The 16,767-nt window shown below is 28.9% G+C and carries 10 protein-coding genes; 8 read left to right on the top strand and 2 right to left on the bottom strand.

The features are described from left to right. Positions 1-8 precede the first annotated feature (8 nt). From MKD41_RS00455 to MKD41_RS00435, 5 genes are all read left to right on the top strand, one after another. Positions 9-2,924 carry an FAD-binding and (Fe-S)-binding domain-containing protein gene (locus MKD41_RS00455; protein WP_240243488.1) on the top strand — a complete coding sequence of 972 codons (2,916 nt, stop codon included), beginning with the start codon at positions 9-11 and terminating at the stop codon, positions 2,922-2,924. Further along, entirely contained in the window at positions 2,924-3,937 is a 1,014-nt protein-coding gene (locus MKD41_RS00450) for a dipeptide epimerase (RefSeq protein ID WP_240243487.1), read from the top strand. Before MKD41_RS00455 ends, MKD41_RS00450 begins: the two co-directional genes overlap by 1 nt. A 13-nt stretch (positions 3,938-3,950) precedes the next feature. Beyond that, complete coding sequence (locus MKD41_RS00445) at positions 3,951-6,869, top strand: glycoside hydrolase family 3 N-terminal domain-containing protein (protein ID WP_240243486.1); 2,919 nt, start codon at positions 3,951-3,953, stop codon at positions 6,867-6,869. A 204-nt stretch (positions 6,870-7,073) separates the two neighbouring features. Beyond that, a complete protein-coding gene (locus MKD41_RS00440) occupies positions 7,074-7,322 on the top strand; it encodes a uroporphyrinogen decarboxylase (protein ID WP_240243485.1) in 249 nt (82 codons plus the stop codon). A gap of 10 nt (positions 7,323-7,332) precedes the next feature. After that, positions 7,333-8,430, top strand: coding sequence for a glycosyltransferase (locus MKD41_RS00435; RefSeq protein ID WP_240243484.1), 1,098 nt, complete (start codon positions 7,333-7,335; stop codon positions 8,428-8,430). Between the two features lie 34 nt (positions 8,431-8,464). Here MKD41_RS00435 and MKD41_RS00430 read toward each other — a convergent pair whose 3' ends face one another. Together MKD41_RS00430 and MKD41_RS00425 are read right to left on the bottom strand one after the other, a co-directional pair. Next, complete coding sequence (locus MKD41_RS00430; protein WP_240243483.1) at positions 8,465-9,367, bottom strand: glycosyltransferase family 2 protein; 903 nt, start codon at positions 9,365-9,367, stop codon at positions 8,465-8,467. Between the two features lie 2 nt (positions 9,368-9,369). After that, a complete protein-coding gene (locus MKD41_RS00425; RefSeq protein WP_240243482.1) occupies positions 9,370-10,059 on the bottom strand; it encodes a cell division ATP-binding protein FtsE in 690 nt (229 codons plus the stop codon). 214 nt (positions 10,060-10,273) lie between these two features. Between MKD41_RS00425 and MKD41_RS00420 the strand changes: the two genes are divergently transcribed. From MKD41_RS00420 to MKD41_RS00410, 3 genes are all read left to right on the top strand, one after another. Continuing rightward, positions 10,274-13,291 carry a tetratricopeptide repeat protein gene (locus MKD41_RS00420; RefSeq protein ID WP_240243481.1) on the top strand — a complete coding sequence of 1,006 codons (3,018 nt, stop codon included), beginning with the start codon at positions 10,274-10,276 and terminating at the stop codon, positions 13,289-13,291. A gap of 67 nt (positions 13,292-13,358) precedes the next feature. Beyond that, a complete protein-coding gene (locus MKD41_RS00415) occupies positions 13,359-15,083 on the top strand; it encodes a TonB-dependent receptor (RefSeq protein ID WP_240243480.1) in 1,725 nt (574 codons plus the stop codon). Between the two features lie 60 nt (positions 15,084-15,143). Further along, entirely contained in the window at positions 15,144-16,760 is a 1,617-nt protein-coding gene (locus MKD41_RS00410) for an amidohydrolase (protein WP_240243479.1), read from the top strand. Positions 16,761-16,767 lie beyond the last annotated feature (7 nt).

Here is a 16,767-nt window from a genome sequence, read left to right as displayed (position 1 = left end):
ATTAAATTATGTCTTCCAAAAAAATAGATTTAAACAACTTATCTAATTTATTAACTGGAGAAGTTTTTTTTGATAATTTACATAAAAGTATCTATGCAACAGATGCGTCTGTATATAAAAAAATACCATTAGCTGTTGCCTATCCTAAAAATAACGAGGACATAAAAAAACTCATTAATTTTGCTACCCAAAATAATATTACACTAATTCCTAGAGCCGCAGGAACTTCACTTGCAGGCCAATGTGTTGGTGATGGTTTAGTTGTAGATATATCTAAGCATTTTACTAAGATTATAGATTTTAACAAACATAATAAAACTGTAACTGTTCAGCCGGGTGTTGTTAGAGACCAACTAAACGATTTTTTAAAACCTTATGGATTGTTTTTTGGTCCAAATACCTCAACAAGTAATAGATGTACTATTGGTGGTATGGTTGGCAACAACTCTTCCGGTACAACATCAATAAAGTATGGAGTAACTAGAGATAAAGTACTTGAATTAAACGCCATTTTAAGTGATGGTACCGAAGCTGTTTTCAACAGTTTAAACACTGAACAGTTTTCAAATAAAATGAAAGAAAATTCATTAGAAAGCAAAATTTACACTAAAATTTTTAATGAATTAACAAATGAAGAAATCCAACAAGAAATAAAAAAAGAATTTCCTAAAAATAGTATCCACAGAAGAAATAACGGATATGCCATAGATAAACTTTTAAATTATGAAGGTTTTGGAGGTACAAATCAACAATTAAATTTAGCTACATTATTAACTGGAAGTGAAGGTACATTAGCTTTTACAACCGAAATCACATTACAATTAGATACACTTCCTCCAACAAAAAACATAATGGTGGCAGCGCATTTTAACAGTATACAAGAAAGCATGGAAGCTGTTGTAATTGCAATGAAACACAATTTGTATACCTGCGAACTAATGGATAAAACCATTTTAGATTGTACAAAAAACAATAGAGAGCAATTAAAAAATAGATTTTTTGTTGAAGGCGATCCAAAAGCAATATTAATGCTTGAAATTTGTACAGATTCTAACGATGAATCTAACAAATTAGCCGATGCTTTAATCGAAGATTTACAATCGAAAAAATTCGGATATGCATATCCTAAATTAGTAAATAGCGATATTGATAAAGCCGTAAACCTTCGAAAAGCAGGATTGGGACTATTAGGAAATATTGTTGGAGATAATAAAGCTGTAGCTTGTATTGAAGACACCGCCGTAGAAGTTACAGACCTACCAAATTATATTGCTGAATTCACCAAAATGATGAAAGATTTCGATCAAGAAGCAGTGTATTATGCACACGCTGGTGCCGGTGAATTACATTTAAGACCTATTTTAAATTTAAAAAAGCAAGAAGACATAGTTTTATTTAGAGAAATTACTACAAAAACAGCACAATTAGTAAAAAAATATGGAGGTTCCTTTAGTGGAGAACACGGAGATGGAATTGTGAGAGCTGAATTTATTCCTCAAATGATTGGCGCTAAAAATTATGAACTTTTAAAACGTATAAAAAATACATTCGATCCTAACAATGTATTTAATAAAGGAAAAATAGTTAATCCATTTCCAATGGATAAAAGCTTACGTTATTCTGCAGATAGAAAAGAACCTGAAATTAATACAATTCAAGATTTTACCGATAGTTTAGGTATTTTAAGAGCTACCGAAAAATGTAATGGTTCTGGAGATTGTAGAAAACTACCAGAAGCAGGCGGAACAATGTGCCCAAGCTACAGAGCTACTAGAAACGAAAAAGACACAACACGTGCTAGAGCCAATACGCTTCGTGAATTTTTGACAAATTCTGACAAAAAAAATAAATTCAATCATAAAGAATTATACGATGTTTTCGATTTATGCCTAAGCTGTAAAGCTTGTGCTAGCGAATGCCCTAGTAATGTAGATATAGCCGCTTTAAAAGCTGAATTTCTTCACCAATATTATAAAGAAAATGGTATTCCTTTTAGAACCAAAATGTTTGCAGAAAACGTAAAATGGAATACTTTAGGTAGCCTCACTCCTACACTTACTAACTTTATTTTAAACACAACAATTACCAAAAAAATAATGGGTATTGCCCCAAAAAGAAGCATTCCTAATTTAGCCAAAAGAACTGTTTATAGCTGGTACAAAAAAAATAAAGCCCGATTATTAGCACAACCTACAAAATTTGGTGAATTATATTTATTTGTTGATGAGTTCACCAACCTTTACGATGCCAATATTGGTATTGATACTATAGAACTATTAACAAAACTAGGTTACAAAGTAAATATAACAAAACACCTAGAAAGTGGTAGGAGTTTTATTTCAAAAGGAGTTTTAGATAAAGCTAAAAAAATAGCTGATTTTAACGTGAAATTTTTCAAAAATAGCATTTCAAAAGAAACACCTTTAGTAGGTATTGAGCCATCTGCAATTTTATCTTTTAGAGATGAATATTTAAGGCTTGCTGATGACAAAGAAGCTGCTAAAAAAATTGCTAAACACACATTTACTATTGAAGAATTTATAAAACAAGAATTCGAAAAAAACAATATTAAATCCAGCAGTTTTACAAACAAAGAGGCAACCTTAAAAATTCACGGCCATTGTCAGCAAAAATCGTTGAGTAGTACAGAGCCAACATTTAAAATGCTCTCTATTCCTCAAAATTATAAAGTCACTATTTTAAACACAGGCTGTTGTGGTATGGCTGGCTCTTTTGGTTATGAAAAAGAACATTACAAAATAAGTATGCAAGTTGGTGAAGACACTTTATTTCCAAAAATTAGAAATAATGATAGTGAAACAATTATTGCTGCTGCTGGAACAAGTTGCAGACATCAGATAAAAGATGGAACTCAAGTACTATCAAAACATCCAATATCAATTTTAAGAGAAGCACTATTATAATGAAATTAATTATTCGTACATATAATTTAAAATTAAAACATCCATTTACATTATCTAGAGGAACCAGAACCCAAATTCCTTCAATAATTGTAGAATTAAAACACAATGGAGTTTCTGGTTTTGGAGAAGCAACTGCCAATCCATACTACCATACAACAACAGAACAGTTTAATGCTGAGCTTATAGAAAAAAGAAATATTATTGAAATTTTTTCTGATAAAACACCCGAAGAATATTGGAATTATTTACAACCTCACTTTGCAAATAATATGTTTTTATTGTGTGCTATTGATGAAGCCTACACAGATTTATATGCGCGTTTAAAAGAATTAAAACTATATCAATATTGGAATTTAAACCTTGAAAACCTTCCTCAGTCAAATTATACAATTGGCATAGATACTGTAGAAAAAATGGTTTCAAAAATGAAAGAAACGCCTTGGCCTATCTATAAAATTAAGTTAGGAACACAAGAAGATATTAAAATAGTTACTGAGTTAAGAAAACATTCTAATTCAATATTTAGAATTGATGCCAATTGCGGATGGAATGCAACAGAAACCATTAAAAACTCAATAGAATTAAAAAAATTAGGTGTCGAATTTATAGAACAACCAATTCCTGCAGACGACTGGAGTGGCTCAAGAATTGTTTATGAAAATTCACATTTACCTATAATTGCAGATGAAAGTTGTATTGTTGAAAGTGATATACAAAAATGTTACAAACACTTTCATGGTGTAAATATAAAGCTAATGAAATGTGGTGGCTTAACCCCTGCAAAAAGAATGTTAGCCAAAGCAAAATCTTTAGGTTTAAAAACTATGGTTGGCTGTATGACAGAATCTTCCGTAGGAATTTCAGCAATAGCACATTTAACCCCTCTATTAGATTATGTAGATATGGATGGCGCTTTATTGTTAAAAGATGATATTGCCAAAGGTGTAACTTTAAAAAATGGAAATATTGAATTTTCTAAATTAAACGGAACTGGTGTTCTGCTAAACGAATAAAACCCAATTAAAAATGAAAAAAATAATAGCTGTAAGTCTTTTCTTATTATTAATTAAAAGTTATGGACAACAAATTGATCCTTTAGTAACACCTGACATAGAGAACCAAGAAAAATGGGTTGAAAACATAATGAGTGAGCTAACTTTAGACGAAAAAATTGGTCAACTTTTTATGATTCAAGCATATTCTAATAAAGACAGAAAACACAAAGCATACATCAACAAAATGATTAAAAAATACCATGTTGGTGGTCTTATATTTATGCAAGGAACTCCTGAAAAACAAGCAGAATTAACAAACCTATTTCAAGAAACCTCTAAAATCCCTTTACTAATTGGTTTTGACGGAGAATGGGGATTAAATATGCGTTTAAAAAATTCGTTTCGTTACCCTTGGAACATGACCCTAGGTGCAGTTCAAAACAATAAATTAATTGAACAATTTGGAGAACAATTAGGTGAACACTGTAAAAGAATTGGAATTCATATAAATTTTGCACCAGTAGTAGACATTAATACAAACCCAGAAAACCCTATTATTGGAAATCGTTCTTTTGGAGAAAACAAACACAATGTTAGCGAAAAAGCTATTGCTTTTACCAATGGTATGCAACGCGCTGGAGTTTTAGCTAATGCCAAACATTTTCCAGGTCATGGAGACACCTCAACAGACTCTCATAAAACACTTCCTTTTTTAGATTTTACTTTAGAACGTTTAGAGTCTCTTGAATTATTTCCGTACAAAGAATTATTTAAAACAAAATTAGCCAGTGTAATGGTGGCGCATTTAAATGTTCCTGCTTTAGAAACAAAACCAGGTGTACCAACATCTATATCTTATAAAGTAATAACAGAACTTTTAAAAGAAAAAATGGGTTATAATGGTTTAATTTTTACAGATGCCTTAAATATGAAAGGTGCTGCAAATTATGCTAAACCAGGAGATATAGATTTAGCAGCTTTTTTAGCTGGAAATGATATGCTTTTAATTCCTGAAGATGTAAAAGCTGCTGTTAAAAAGATAAAAGCTGCGCTTAAAAACAACCTTTTTACCGAAGAACGATTAAACGAATCGGTTAAAAAAATACTAAAAGCTAAATATTGGGCGGGTTTACACAACTTTCAACCTATTAAAGAAACAGGAATTCAAGAAGATATTATTACTCCAAAAGACAAAGTTTTATACAATTCTTTAATGAAAGAAGCTATAACACTTGTTCAAAATAAAAAAGCTATTTTACCAATTGAAGATTTAGTAAATAATAAAATTGCGTATGTTAAATTGGGAGATTCAGACAACTTTGATTATACAAATACTCTAAAAAAATACACACAAGTTGATATAATTTCGGCAGATAACCTAAATGAATTGCTTACAAAACTAAAACCGTACAACACTGTTATTGTTGGTTATCATAAATCTAACGAAAACCCTTGGAAAAGTTTTAAAATGAGTGAACAAGAACTTAGTTGGCTGCAAAGCATTTCTAAAAACAACAATGTAATTTTTAACGTTTTTGCTAGTCCTTACGCTCTTTTAGATATAAAAGATTTCAGCAATATAGAAGCTGTTTTAGTTTCTTATCAAAACAGTAAAGAATCTCAAGAAATTTCAGCACAAATAGTTTTTGGCGCATTAAGTGCTAAAGGAAAATTACCTGTTTCAATTCATAAATTTTTTCCTGAAGGAACAGGACTAACAACTCCAAACTTAATGAGATTGTCTTATACCATTCCAGAAGAAGTTGATATGGATAGTAAATTACTTTCTAAAATTGATTCTTTAACAACAATGGTGGTAGATTCTGCAATGGCGCCTGGCGGACAAGTTTTAGTAGCGCGCTATGGAAAAGTTGTATATCATAAAAGTTTCGGTTATCATACGTACGATAAAAAACAAAAAGTAAAAATCACCGATTTATACGATTTAGCTTCAGTTACAAAAATTTTGGGAGGACTTCCTATGATTATGAAAAGTGAAGAAATGGGATTGTTTGACTTAGAAACCACACTTGGTGAGTTTTTACCATATCTAAAAGGTTCTAATAAAGATACCATAACTATGAAAGAAGCTTTATCTCATGTTGGAAAAATAGCTCCTTGGATTCCTTATTACTTAGAAACAGTTGACAGTATAACAAAAAAACCATTTGATAATTTATACAGAACTTCTAAAAGTAAAGACTTTTCTATTAAAGTAGCCGAAAACTTATTTTTAGCAAATTCATATACAGATTCTATTTATAAAAAGATTGCAGAAGTTCCACAAAGAAAAACTAAAGGTTATAAATATAGTGGTCTTTTATTTTATTTATTTAAAAAATACATTAAAGATACCTTTCATAAAGAAATGGATGAATTAAATACTGAATATTTCTATAAACCTTTAGGTTCAAACACATTAACATACAATCCTTTAGAAAAGTTCGATGCTTCTGAAATTGCACCTACCGAAATAGATGATTATTTTAGGCACCAAACAATAAGAGGTTATGTACACGATATGGGAGCAGGAATGATGAACGGCGTAAGCGGAAATGCAGGTTTATTTTCAAACTCCAATGATATTGCTAAGATTATGCAAATGTATTTACAAAAAGGGACTTATGGAGGCAAAAGGTATTTTGAAAGTAAAACAATTGATAAATTCAATCATAGATATTACGAAAAAGATAGTATTAGAAGAGGACTTGCTTTTGATAAACCTAGCTTAGACCCTGAAATTAAAGCTAGTAGTAAATATGCTTCTGATAACAGTTTTGGACATAGTGGTTTTACAGGAACATTTGCATGGGCCGATCCGGACAATGGTATTTTATATGTATTTTTATCTAATAGAGTCTATCCTACAATGACTAATAATAAACTTGGAGAAAAAGACATTAGATCAAATATTCACAACTTAATATACGAAGCAATAAAAGAAGAATAGACATACTTTTAATATTAAAATTATTTTGTGATTTTTTTAACAAAATACTCTGATTTTATTTAAATTAATTCGTATATTTGTATCGATAAGTTGAAAGACTTATCAATCTTTTTCATAGCAATTTTCCTCACTCATTTTTGAGTGAGGTTTCTTTTTTTAGAGACCTTCCCTTTTTTCTTATACCTTTGCAATAAATAAAAAAATATGATATTTAACATTACTTATACTGAATGGATTGGCTATTTAGCTTCTGTTGCTCTAATTATTTCATTTTTAATGAAAAACCTTTCAACATTAAGAATTATTAATTCAATTGGCGCAATACTATTTGTAATTTATGGCTTTATGCTTGCAATTTCTTGGCCAATAATTATAACTAATACTTTTATTTTAATGGCTAATATTTATTATTTAACCATAAAAAGAAAACAAACTGTAAAAGAAAACATTTAAAAATACTCTATTGAAACGTATATTAGTTTCTGTAACCAACGATTTAACAACAGACCAACGAGTTCATAAAGTATGTATTACGTTAACTCAAATGGGATTTGATGTTTTAGTAATTGGTAGAAAACTTAAAAACAGTCAAAATCTAAATAGAAACTATAAAACATTTCGATTTAAACTTTTATTTAAAAAAGGCTTTTTATTTTATGCCGAATATAATTTGCGTTTATTCTTTAAATTACTTTTTTTAAAAAAAGATATTTTATTAAGTAACGATTTAGACACATTACTTCCCAACTTTTTAATCAGTAAAATTTTTAAATTAAAATTGGTTTATGATAGTCACGAACTTTTTACCGAAGTTCCAGAATTAATTAACAGACTATTTGTTCAAAAATTTTGGTTAACTATTGAAAAAAATATACTTCCAAAAATTAAAAATTGTTATACGGTAAGCAACTCAATTGCTAATTATTATAACTTAAAATATAAAACCAATTTTATAACAATTAGAAATTTACCCATTGCAACTAATAAAATTCTAAAAGATGAACTCCCTTTTGATATAAAAAATAATAAAATTATTTTATACCAAGGCGCCATCAATAAAGCACGTGGATTGGAGTTAATGATTACAACAATGCAATTTATTGAAAATTCTATTTTTGTAATTATTGGTAATGGAGATATTGAAAAAGAGTTACTTCAACAAATAAAAGTTTTAAATTTAAAAGAAAAAGTAAAACTAATTCCAAAACAGTCACCAAATGAACTTCAAAAAATAACACCTTTAGCAGATCTAGGTATTAGTTTTGAAGAAGACTTTGGCCTAAGTTATAAATTTGCCTTACCCAATAAACTATTTGATTATATACAAGCCAAAGTTCCTGTTTTAGTTTCAGATTTACCTGAAATGAAAAAAATTATTCAGCAATTTTCTGTTGGAGAAATTATACAAGATAGAAATCCAGAAAAATTAGCAATTCAAATTTCAACAATGCTACAAAAAGGAAAAGAATTTTATAATTCTAATTTAGAAACAGCTAAAAAAACACTTACTTGGGAAAATGAAAGTGAACATTTAAAAAAATTTTATACTAATTTAAAATGATAATTAGTAAAATTACCAAAAAACACTTAATACCCTACTTTCCTCTTTTTACCAAATCAACAGAGCAATAATATCCAATTTTATAGATATCAAATAAAAATAAAGAAGGCATTTTACTTAATAAATTACATTCTAATACTCTTTTAAAAATCTTAAACAACATAGATACAAACCAAATCAATTTTAAATTGCTCAATAGTTTAAAAAACTTTATTATTTTTAAATTGCTTCCTATTAAAACTCCTTTTGAATTTAAGTTATGTAAATTTTCTAAAGCTTCTTTAGTCTTATTTAAAAAAACCAAACTACGTTCTATTCCAAGGTGAAAAACAGGGTTTTGAGCATGTAAAATAGCAATTTCTTTTAATTTTAAATCTTCAATAAACAGCACGTCTTCATAACCATAATTAACTATTGCTTCATTAAATTTTATTGTATTAAAAATTGATTTATGAATTAAAATATTAGCTCCAGTAACAAATTGATACGGATTTTGTTTTCTTCTTTCAACAGAAATTTGTTCGCGTTTTTTACCATAAATCCACCGTAAACATTTTTCTTTTTCAGGATATTCATTTTTATAAACTAAACCTCCACAAAATACTTTATCACTTGAATTCTTAATTAAATCGAGATATATTTTAATAAAAAAATCGCTTTGAGGAAGTACGTCTGCATCTAAAAACAACAACCAATTATAGTTAGATTTTTCAACCAATAAGTTTCTTATCTTACTTCTTCCAATATTCGTTTTTAATAAAATTAATTGAGTATTTGAATAACTATTAATCGCCTTATTTTTTTCTCTAAATTCAGTTGAAGCATCACAAACACAAATAATTTCATAATTAATATGTAATAATTCTAATTGTTTATGAATAATTTCAACAAGAGGTGTTGTATTGTAGTTAAATATTGGAATTAATATAGAAATCATTCTTAAGAAGCTCCCTGCTGCTGCACAACTTCAAATAACTCACCACCTTCACATTTAATAGTTTTATGTGGATATTTTAAAATAAGTGCATAATCGTGTGTTGCCATTAAAATAGTTTTTCCGGCATTGTGTATTTCATTTAAAACATTCATAACACCTACAGAAGTCGCTGGGTCTAAATTTCCAGTTGGTTCATCTGCTAAAATTAAGTCGGGATCATTTAATAAAGCTCTGGCAATTGCAACACGTTGTTGTTCTCCTCCAGATAACTGAAAAGCCATTTTAAATCCTTTGGTTTCCATACCTACTTTACCTAAAACCTCATTAATTTTAGATTCAATTTTAGAAGCATCTTTCCAACCAGTTGCTTTTAAAACAAATTTTAAATTTTCAAATACATTTCTATCGTTCAACAATTTAAAATCTTGAAAAACAATCCCTAGTTTTCTTCTTAAAAATGGAATTTCCTTCTCTTTTAAGGTATTTAAATTAAAACCCACAATACTGCCTGTACCTTTCTGTAAGTTTAAATCGCCGTATAATGTTTTCATTAAACTACTTTTTCCACTTCCTGTTTTACCAATTAAATACACAAATTCTCCTGTATTAATTGTAAGGTTTACATTGGATAAGACTAAATTTTCGCGTTGAAAAATTTCAGCATTTTGTAAAGAAAGTATTGCTTCTGACATCTAATAATGATTTTTAACAAATCTAAATATTTAATTATAAATTTTCAACATCTAAACAACTAATAATTAATTAATTTAAAATTCTACAATTCAATTTTAAATATAAGGTATAGTTTTTGTTATAATATTTTGATAAAAAAACGAATAGTATATGCAATTTTGAAAAAAAATTGCGTTATTAGATTATAGTTTTAAACTTTCAATTTTTATTAGAATGAATTATAAAAATAGTGTATTACCTTTCATTATATTTTTTATCTTCGGAGCTGTTTCTGCACAAAAATCAGCCATTTACACAAATCCACTTAAAGAATATAACCACGCAGTTGAATTATATCAAAACAAAGCTTATGTTGCCGCGCAGCACAAATTTAATGCGCTAAAAAGTGAATTCGACACCACTTCAGAGCTTAAAGCTAATTGCGAATATTACGCTGCAAATTGTGCCATTGTATTAGGCCAACGAAATTCGGACGATTTAATGCAAGAATTTGTTGATAAATATCCAACAAGTAACAAAAGAAATGGCGCTTTTATAGATGTGGCAGATTATTACTATAAAGTTGGTAAATATTCTTATGCTGCAAAATGGTATAAAAAAGTTAACACTACAAATCTATCTATAAAACAAGAAGAAACCTATAATTTTAAATATGCGTATTCTTTGTTTGCAACTAAAAATTATAGCAAAGCTAAAAATTACTTCTTAAATTTATTAGACTCGCAAGAATATGGAGCGCAAGCTAAATATTACTACGGTTTTATCGCTTACAATCAAGACGATTATGATACCGCTGGTAAGTATTTAGGTGAAGTTGAAGAAGATACCTCGTTTAAAAAAGATGTTTCTTACTATTTGGCTGATATGAATTTTAAATTAGGAAAATTTGAAATTGCCATTGAAAAAGGTGAACCATTATTAGAAAGAGCTAGAGGATTAGAACATTCTGAAATTTCTAAAATTGTAGGTGAAAGTTATTTTAACCTCCAAAAATATGATGAGGCTATTCCGCATTTAAAAAATTACAAAGGTAAACGCGGAAAATGGAATAATACCGATTATTATTTATTGGGATATTCGTACTACAAACAAAACGATTATGAAAATGCCATCAACAATTTCAATAAAATAATTGATGGAAATAATGGTGTAGCTCAAAATGCTTTCTATCATTTAGCCGAATGTTATCTAAAACTAGATCAAAAAAATGAGGCTTTAAATGCATTTAGAAATGCAGCACAAATGAAATATGAGCCAGAAATTCAAAAAGATGCTTGGTTAAATTATGCAAAACTTAGTTACCAAATAGGGAATCCTTATAAAAGTGTACCTGAAGTTTTACAAGAATATATAGAATTGTATCCAAAATCTGTTCACAAAGAAGAAATTGATAACCTAATAATTAGCGCCTATATTACATCAAAAGATTATAAAGGAGCTTTAGAATTTTTGAAAAACAAAAAAGGAACTAAAGAACAAGCCTTATTTCAAAAAGTTGCATTTTACAGAGGTTCAGAACTTTTTTCTGAAGGAGCATACAACCAAGCTAAAGAAAATTTTGAAAATTCTTTAACGGTAGCTTTAGATGAAACTATTACCGCAAAAGCTACTTTTTGGAAAGGTGAAACCAACCATAGGTTAAACAATTTTAAAGATGCTTTAACCGATTTTAATATGTTTAAAGCAAATTCTAAAGCTTATAATACTCCAGAATTTGAACATATAGATTACAATATTGCCTATGCTTATTTTAAGCAAAAAGACTATACAAATGCTATTAAAACATTTAAAAAATACATTTCTAATAATACCGGAGATAAAATTAGAACAAATGATAGTTACTTAAGAATTGCTGATGGTTACTTTGTAAATAGCGACTATACAAATGCTATTAACTATTACAATAAAGCTATTGAAATTAATGGAATAGATAGAGATTATGCACAATTTCAAAAGGCCATTTGTTACGGTTTAACAGGAAACGAAAACGCTAAAATTGAAACTTTAAATTCGTTTTTAAACTCACATGCTAGATCAACTTATAGAGATGATGCTTTTTATGTTTTAGGAAATTCGTACATTAAAAAAGGACAAAATCAACAAGCAATTACTAGTTTTAATAATTTAATTAAGGATTATAAAAGAAGTCCGTTAGTTTCTAAAGCGCTATTAAAAAAAGGATTAATTTATTACAATACCGATAAAAACGAAGAAGCATTAACAACGTATAAATCTGTTGTAACAAATTTTCCAAATACTGCTGAAGCTAGACAAGCCGTAAAAGATGCTCGTCAAATTTATGTAGATTTAGGAAATGTAGACGAATATGCTAGATGGATACAAACAGTTGATTTTGTTGAAGTATCTGATGCCGATTTAGATAATGACATGTTTGAGTCTGCCGAAAAACAATATTTACAAAACAACCACAGCAAAGCAATTTCAAGTTTTAAAAAATACTTATTAAATTTCCCTAAAGGATTACACGCCTTACAATCACATTTTTATTTAGCACAGTCATTATTTTCTGAAGATAAACATCAAGAAACTATTCCACATTACACGTATGTAATAGAGCAACAACAAAATGAATTTACCGAAAATGCTCTATCGAGATTAGCACTGGTATATTTAGAAAATAACAATTGGCAAAAGGCAACACCTGTTTTAGAACGCTTAGAAAAAGAAGCCGAATTACCTCAAAATATTACGTTTGCACAATCTAACTTAATGAAAGGTTATTACGAAAACAAAGATTATAACAATGCTGTTGCATATGCTGAAACAGTACTAAAAAATTCTAAATTAGAAAACCGTGTAAAATCTGATGCGCATATAATAATTGCGCGTTCAGCTATTAAAACCAACAATGAAACTAAAGCAAGAAATGCATATGCTCAAGTAGAAACAATTGCTACTGGAGAACTAAAAGCTGAAGCATTATATTACAGCGCATATTTTGAAAATAAAGATGGAAGTTACCGTGTTTCAAATCAGATTATTCAAAAAATTGCTTCAGATTATTCAGCATATAAATATTGGGCTGCAAAAGGCTTAATAACAATGGCAAAGAATTATTACGAATTAAAAGACGCTTACCAAGCAACATATATATTAGAAAGTGTCATAAAAAACTTTGCCCAATTCGACGATGTAGTTGAAGAAGCCGAAACAGCTTTAGCTAAAATTAAAACTGAAGCCGCAAAAACTAACGAATCTGTAAAAAATTAAAATAATGGCAAGTTTATTCAATACAACTCACAAACTTTATAAACTTTCAACATTTAAAATAAAACCTATGCGAAAGCTATTTATAATAACACTAGCTATTTTTACAATTAATAGTGCTTTTTCTCAAGAAACTAAAAAAGATACTTTAAGTACTGAAGAAATTTTAGTAGTAAAACCCTACACTCCAAAAATTTCTGACGCTTTTAAGGTAAAGTCAAATCCAAATATAGACACCACAACCACAATAGAAAAAGAAAAGGTAACCTATAGTATTTTTTCTATTCCAGTAGCATCTACTTTTACACCTTCAAAAGGTAAAGCTAAAAGTGTACAAAGAGCGCCAAAAGAACGTTTATTCGAAAATTACATTTCTGCTGGTTTTGGAAACTTTACCAGTCCGCTTTTTGAAGCATATATACACACTGGAGATCCAAGATATAACGATTTAGGTGTATTTATTAACCATCATTCTTCTGAAGGTGGAATTAAAGATTTACAATTAGATGATAATTTTGCTGATACGCGTATAGATGGTTTTTATAAATTTTTCGACAAATATTATAACTGGCAAATTAATGCTGGCGTACAACGTAAGCTCTATAATTATTATGGAACGGCTGTAAATTTTGATGAAACAATTTTAAATACTATTGATGAAAAACAAATATATAAAAATATTTATGTAGGTGGAAACATTGAATTTAATGATTCCTTTTTTAAAGGAGCCACTGCAGAATTAATGAATTTTTCAGATAACTATAAAAGTAACGAGTTTAGATTTAAAATAGCTCCTAAATTAGAATTTCCAATTTCTACAGAATTAATAAATGCTGAGTTTTTAGTTGACTTAGTAAAAGGAAAGTTTAAACAAAATTACCTTACAACAGATGATCTTAAATATAGCTATTTAAACTTAGGAGTAAGTCCTAATTTTGAAGTATTAAGAGATAATTTAACCATTAACTTAGGTGCTAAAATTTACTATTCTAGCGACCTAGACAATAAAACAAATGAATTTTATGCATACCCAAATGTAACAGCTTCTTTAAAGTTAATTGATGAAATTTTTATTTTGGTTGCTGGTGCTACAGGAGATTTAGTGCAAAATACTTATCAAGATTATACACTCTTAAATCCATATGTTTCACCAACTTTAGACATTCAACAAACCGATAAACAATACAAAGCTTTCGCAGGAGCAAAAGGAAAACTCGCTTCAAATATTGCTTATAATTTTAATGTGAGCCATACAAACGAACAAAATAAACCGTTGTTTCTTCAAAATGCATCCAAAACAGATGGTACATTTGAAGTTACAAACGCTTATGAAGCAGGAAATTCTTTTAATGTAATTTACGACAATGTTAAAACTCTTGGCTTTTTTGGAGAATTAACCATCGATGCTTCAAAAGAATTTAATTTTGGAAGTACTATTAATTACAATAATTATTCTACAGAAAATGAAGCAGAAGCTTGGAATTTACCAGAAATTACTGCAACTATTTCTGCCGATTTTCAAAAAAATAAATGGTTTGCAGGTGCAAAATTATTTTATAGCGGAGCAACAAAAGACTTTGTAATCTCATACGGTCAAATTCCTGAGGAAGGAACTGTTGTAAAAAATAAATCGTATATGGATTTAAACATAAATGGTGGTTATATTTTCTCTGACAGACTAACAGCTTTTGCAAAACTAAACAATGCTCTTGGTGAAAAATACGAACCTTTTGTAAATTACCAAGTACAACCGTTACAAATTTTAGCAGGTATCACCTACAAATTTGATTTGTAAAATAAATTATCTATTGTTCTAGCTTTTTTATGTAGTTTTAACAACTATAAAACCTACATTATGAAAAAGCTGGCCATTTTAATTTTAAGTATTCTAATTTCTTCTTGTGAAAAAAAAGAAGCAATAGATAGCATTATTATTAATGCAAACATTTATACAGTTAATCAAAATTTTGATAAAGCTGAAGCTTTTGCCATAAATAAGGGCAAAATTGTAGACGTTGGATCAACACTTGAAATACAAGTTAAATATGCGCCAACCTTTATAAATGATGTAAAAGGAAAAACCATTTTACCTGGTTTTATAGATGCTCATTGCCATTTTTTAGGTCTAGGCTTACAACAACAAAAAGTTGATGTATCTGGAACAAAAAATTTTGAAGAAGTTTTATCTAAAATTTCCCAATTTCAAAAGAAAAATAACGTTTCTTTTATAACTGGTCGCGGTTGGGATCAAAATGATTGGGAAACTAAAGAATTTCCAACAAAAGAAAAATTAGATGAATTATTTCCAAAAACACCAGTTGCTATATCAAGAATTGATGGTCATGCATTATTGGCAAATCAGGCTGCAATAGATCTAGCAGGTGTTACTGTAAATACAAAAGCTGAAGGTGGTTATATTCTAAAAGAAAATGGAAAATTAACGGGTGTCTTTATTGATGGTCCAATGGAATTAATTGAAGCCATAATTCCAAAACCTTCAAAAAAAGAAATTGTAAAAGCATTAAAAGATGCTGAAAAAATCTGTATTGATTTAGGATTAACAACTGTAGACGATGCCGGACTGTCGAAAGAAACTATTGAAATAATTGATAGTTTACAACAAACTGGAGAACTTAAAATGAGAATCTATGCAATGGTGTCTGCTAGTAATGCTAATATAGATTATTTTACAAAAAAAGGCATATTAAAAACAGACCGTTTAAATGTGCGTTCATTTAAAGTATATGCTGATGGTGCTTTGGGTTCTCGCGGCGCGGCTATGAAACAATCTTATAGCGATAAACACAATCATTTTGGAGCATTAGTTACTCCTTTAGAAGATTTAGGACGTTACGCTGAAAAAATTGCTGCATCAGATTTTCAAATGAATACACATGCAATTGGCGATTCTGCAAATTTTGTAATGTTAAAAACCTATAAAAAAGTTTTAAAAGGTAAAAAAGATAGACGTTGGAGAATTGAACATGCACAAATTATTGATAAATCAGACTTTAGCTACTTTAATAATATTTTACCATCTGTACAACCAACACACGCAACATCTGATATGTATTGGGCAGAAGACAGAATTGGAGCTGATAGAATTAAAGGAGCTTATGCGTTTAAAGATTTATTGAACACCTACGGAAAAGTAGCTCTAGGAACCGATTTTCCTGTTGAAAAAGTGAGCCCTTTTTTAACTTTTTATGCTGCTGTTGCACGAAAAGATTTAAACAATTACCCAGAAAATGGTTTTCAAATGGAAAATGCTTTAACGCGTGAAGAAACATTAAAAGGAATGACAATTTGGGCAGCTTATTCTAATTTTGAAGAAATGGAAAAAGGAAGTATTGAAATAGGTAAAATGGCAGATTTCATCATTCTAAACAAAGATATTATGACTGTTACAGCTGAAAAAATTCCGTACATACAAGTTGAAGAAACTTTTATTGGAGGAGAACGTGTAAAATAGTTTTTTA

Source organism: Lutibacter sp. A64 (genome assembly GCF_022429565.1).
Taxonomy (GTDB): domain Bacteria; phylum Bacteroidota; class Bacteroidia; order Flavobacteriales; family Flavobacteriaceae; genus Lutibacter.
This window is presented reverse-complemented; position numbering and strand designations above follow the sequence as displayed.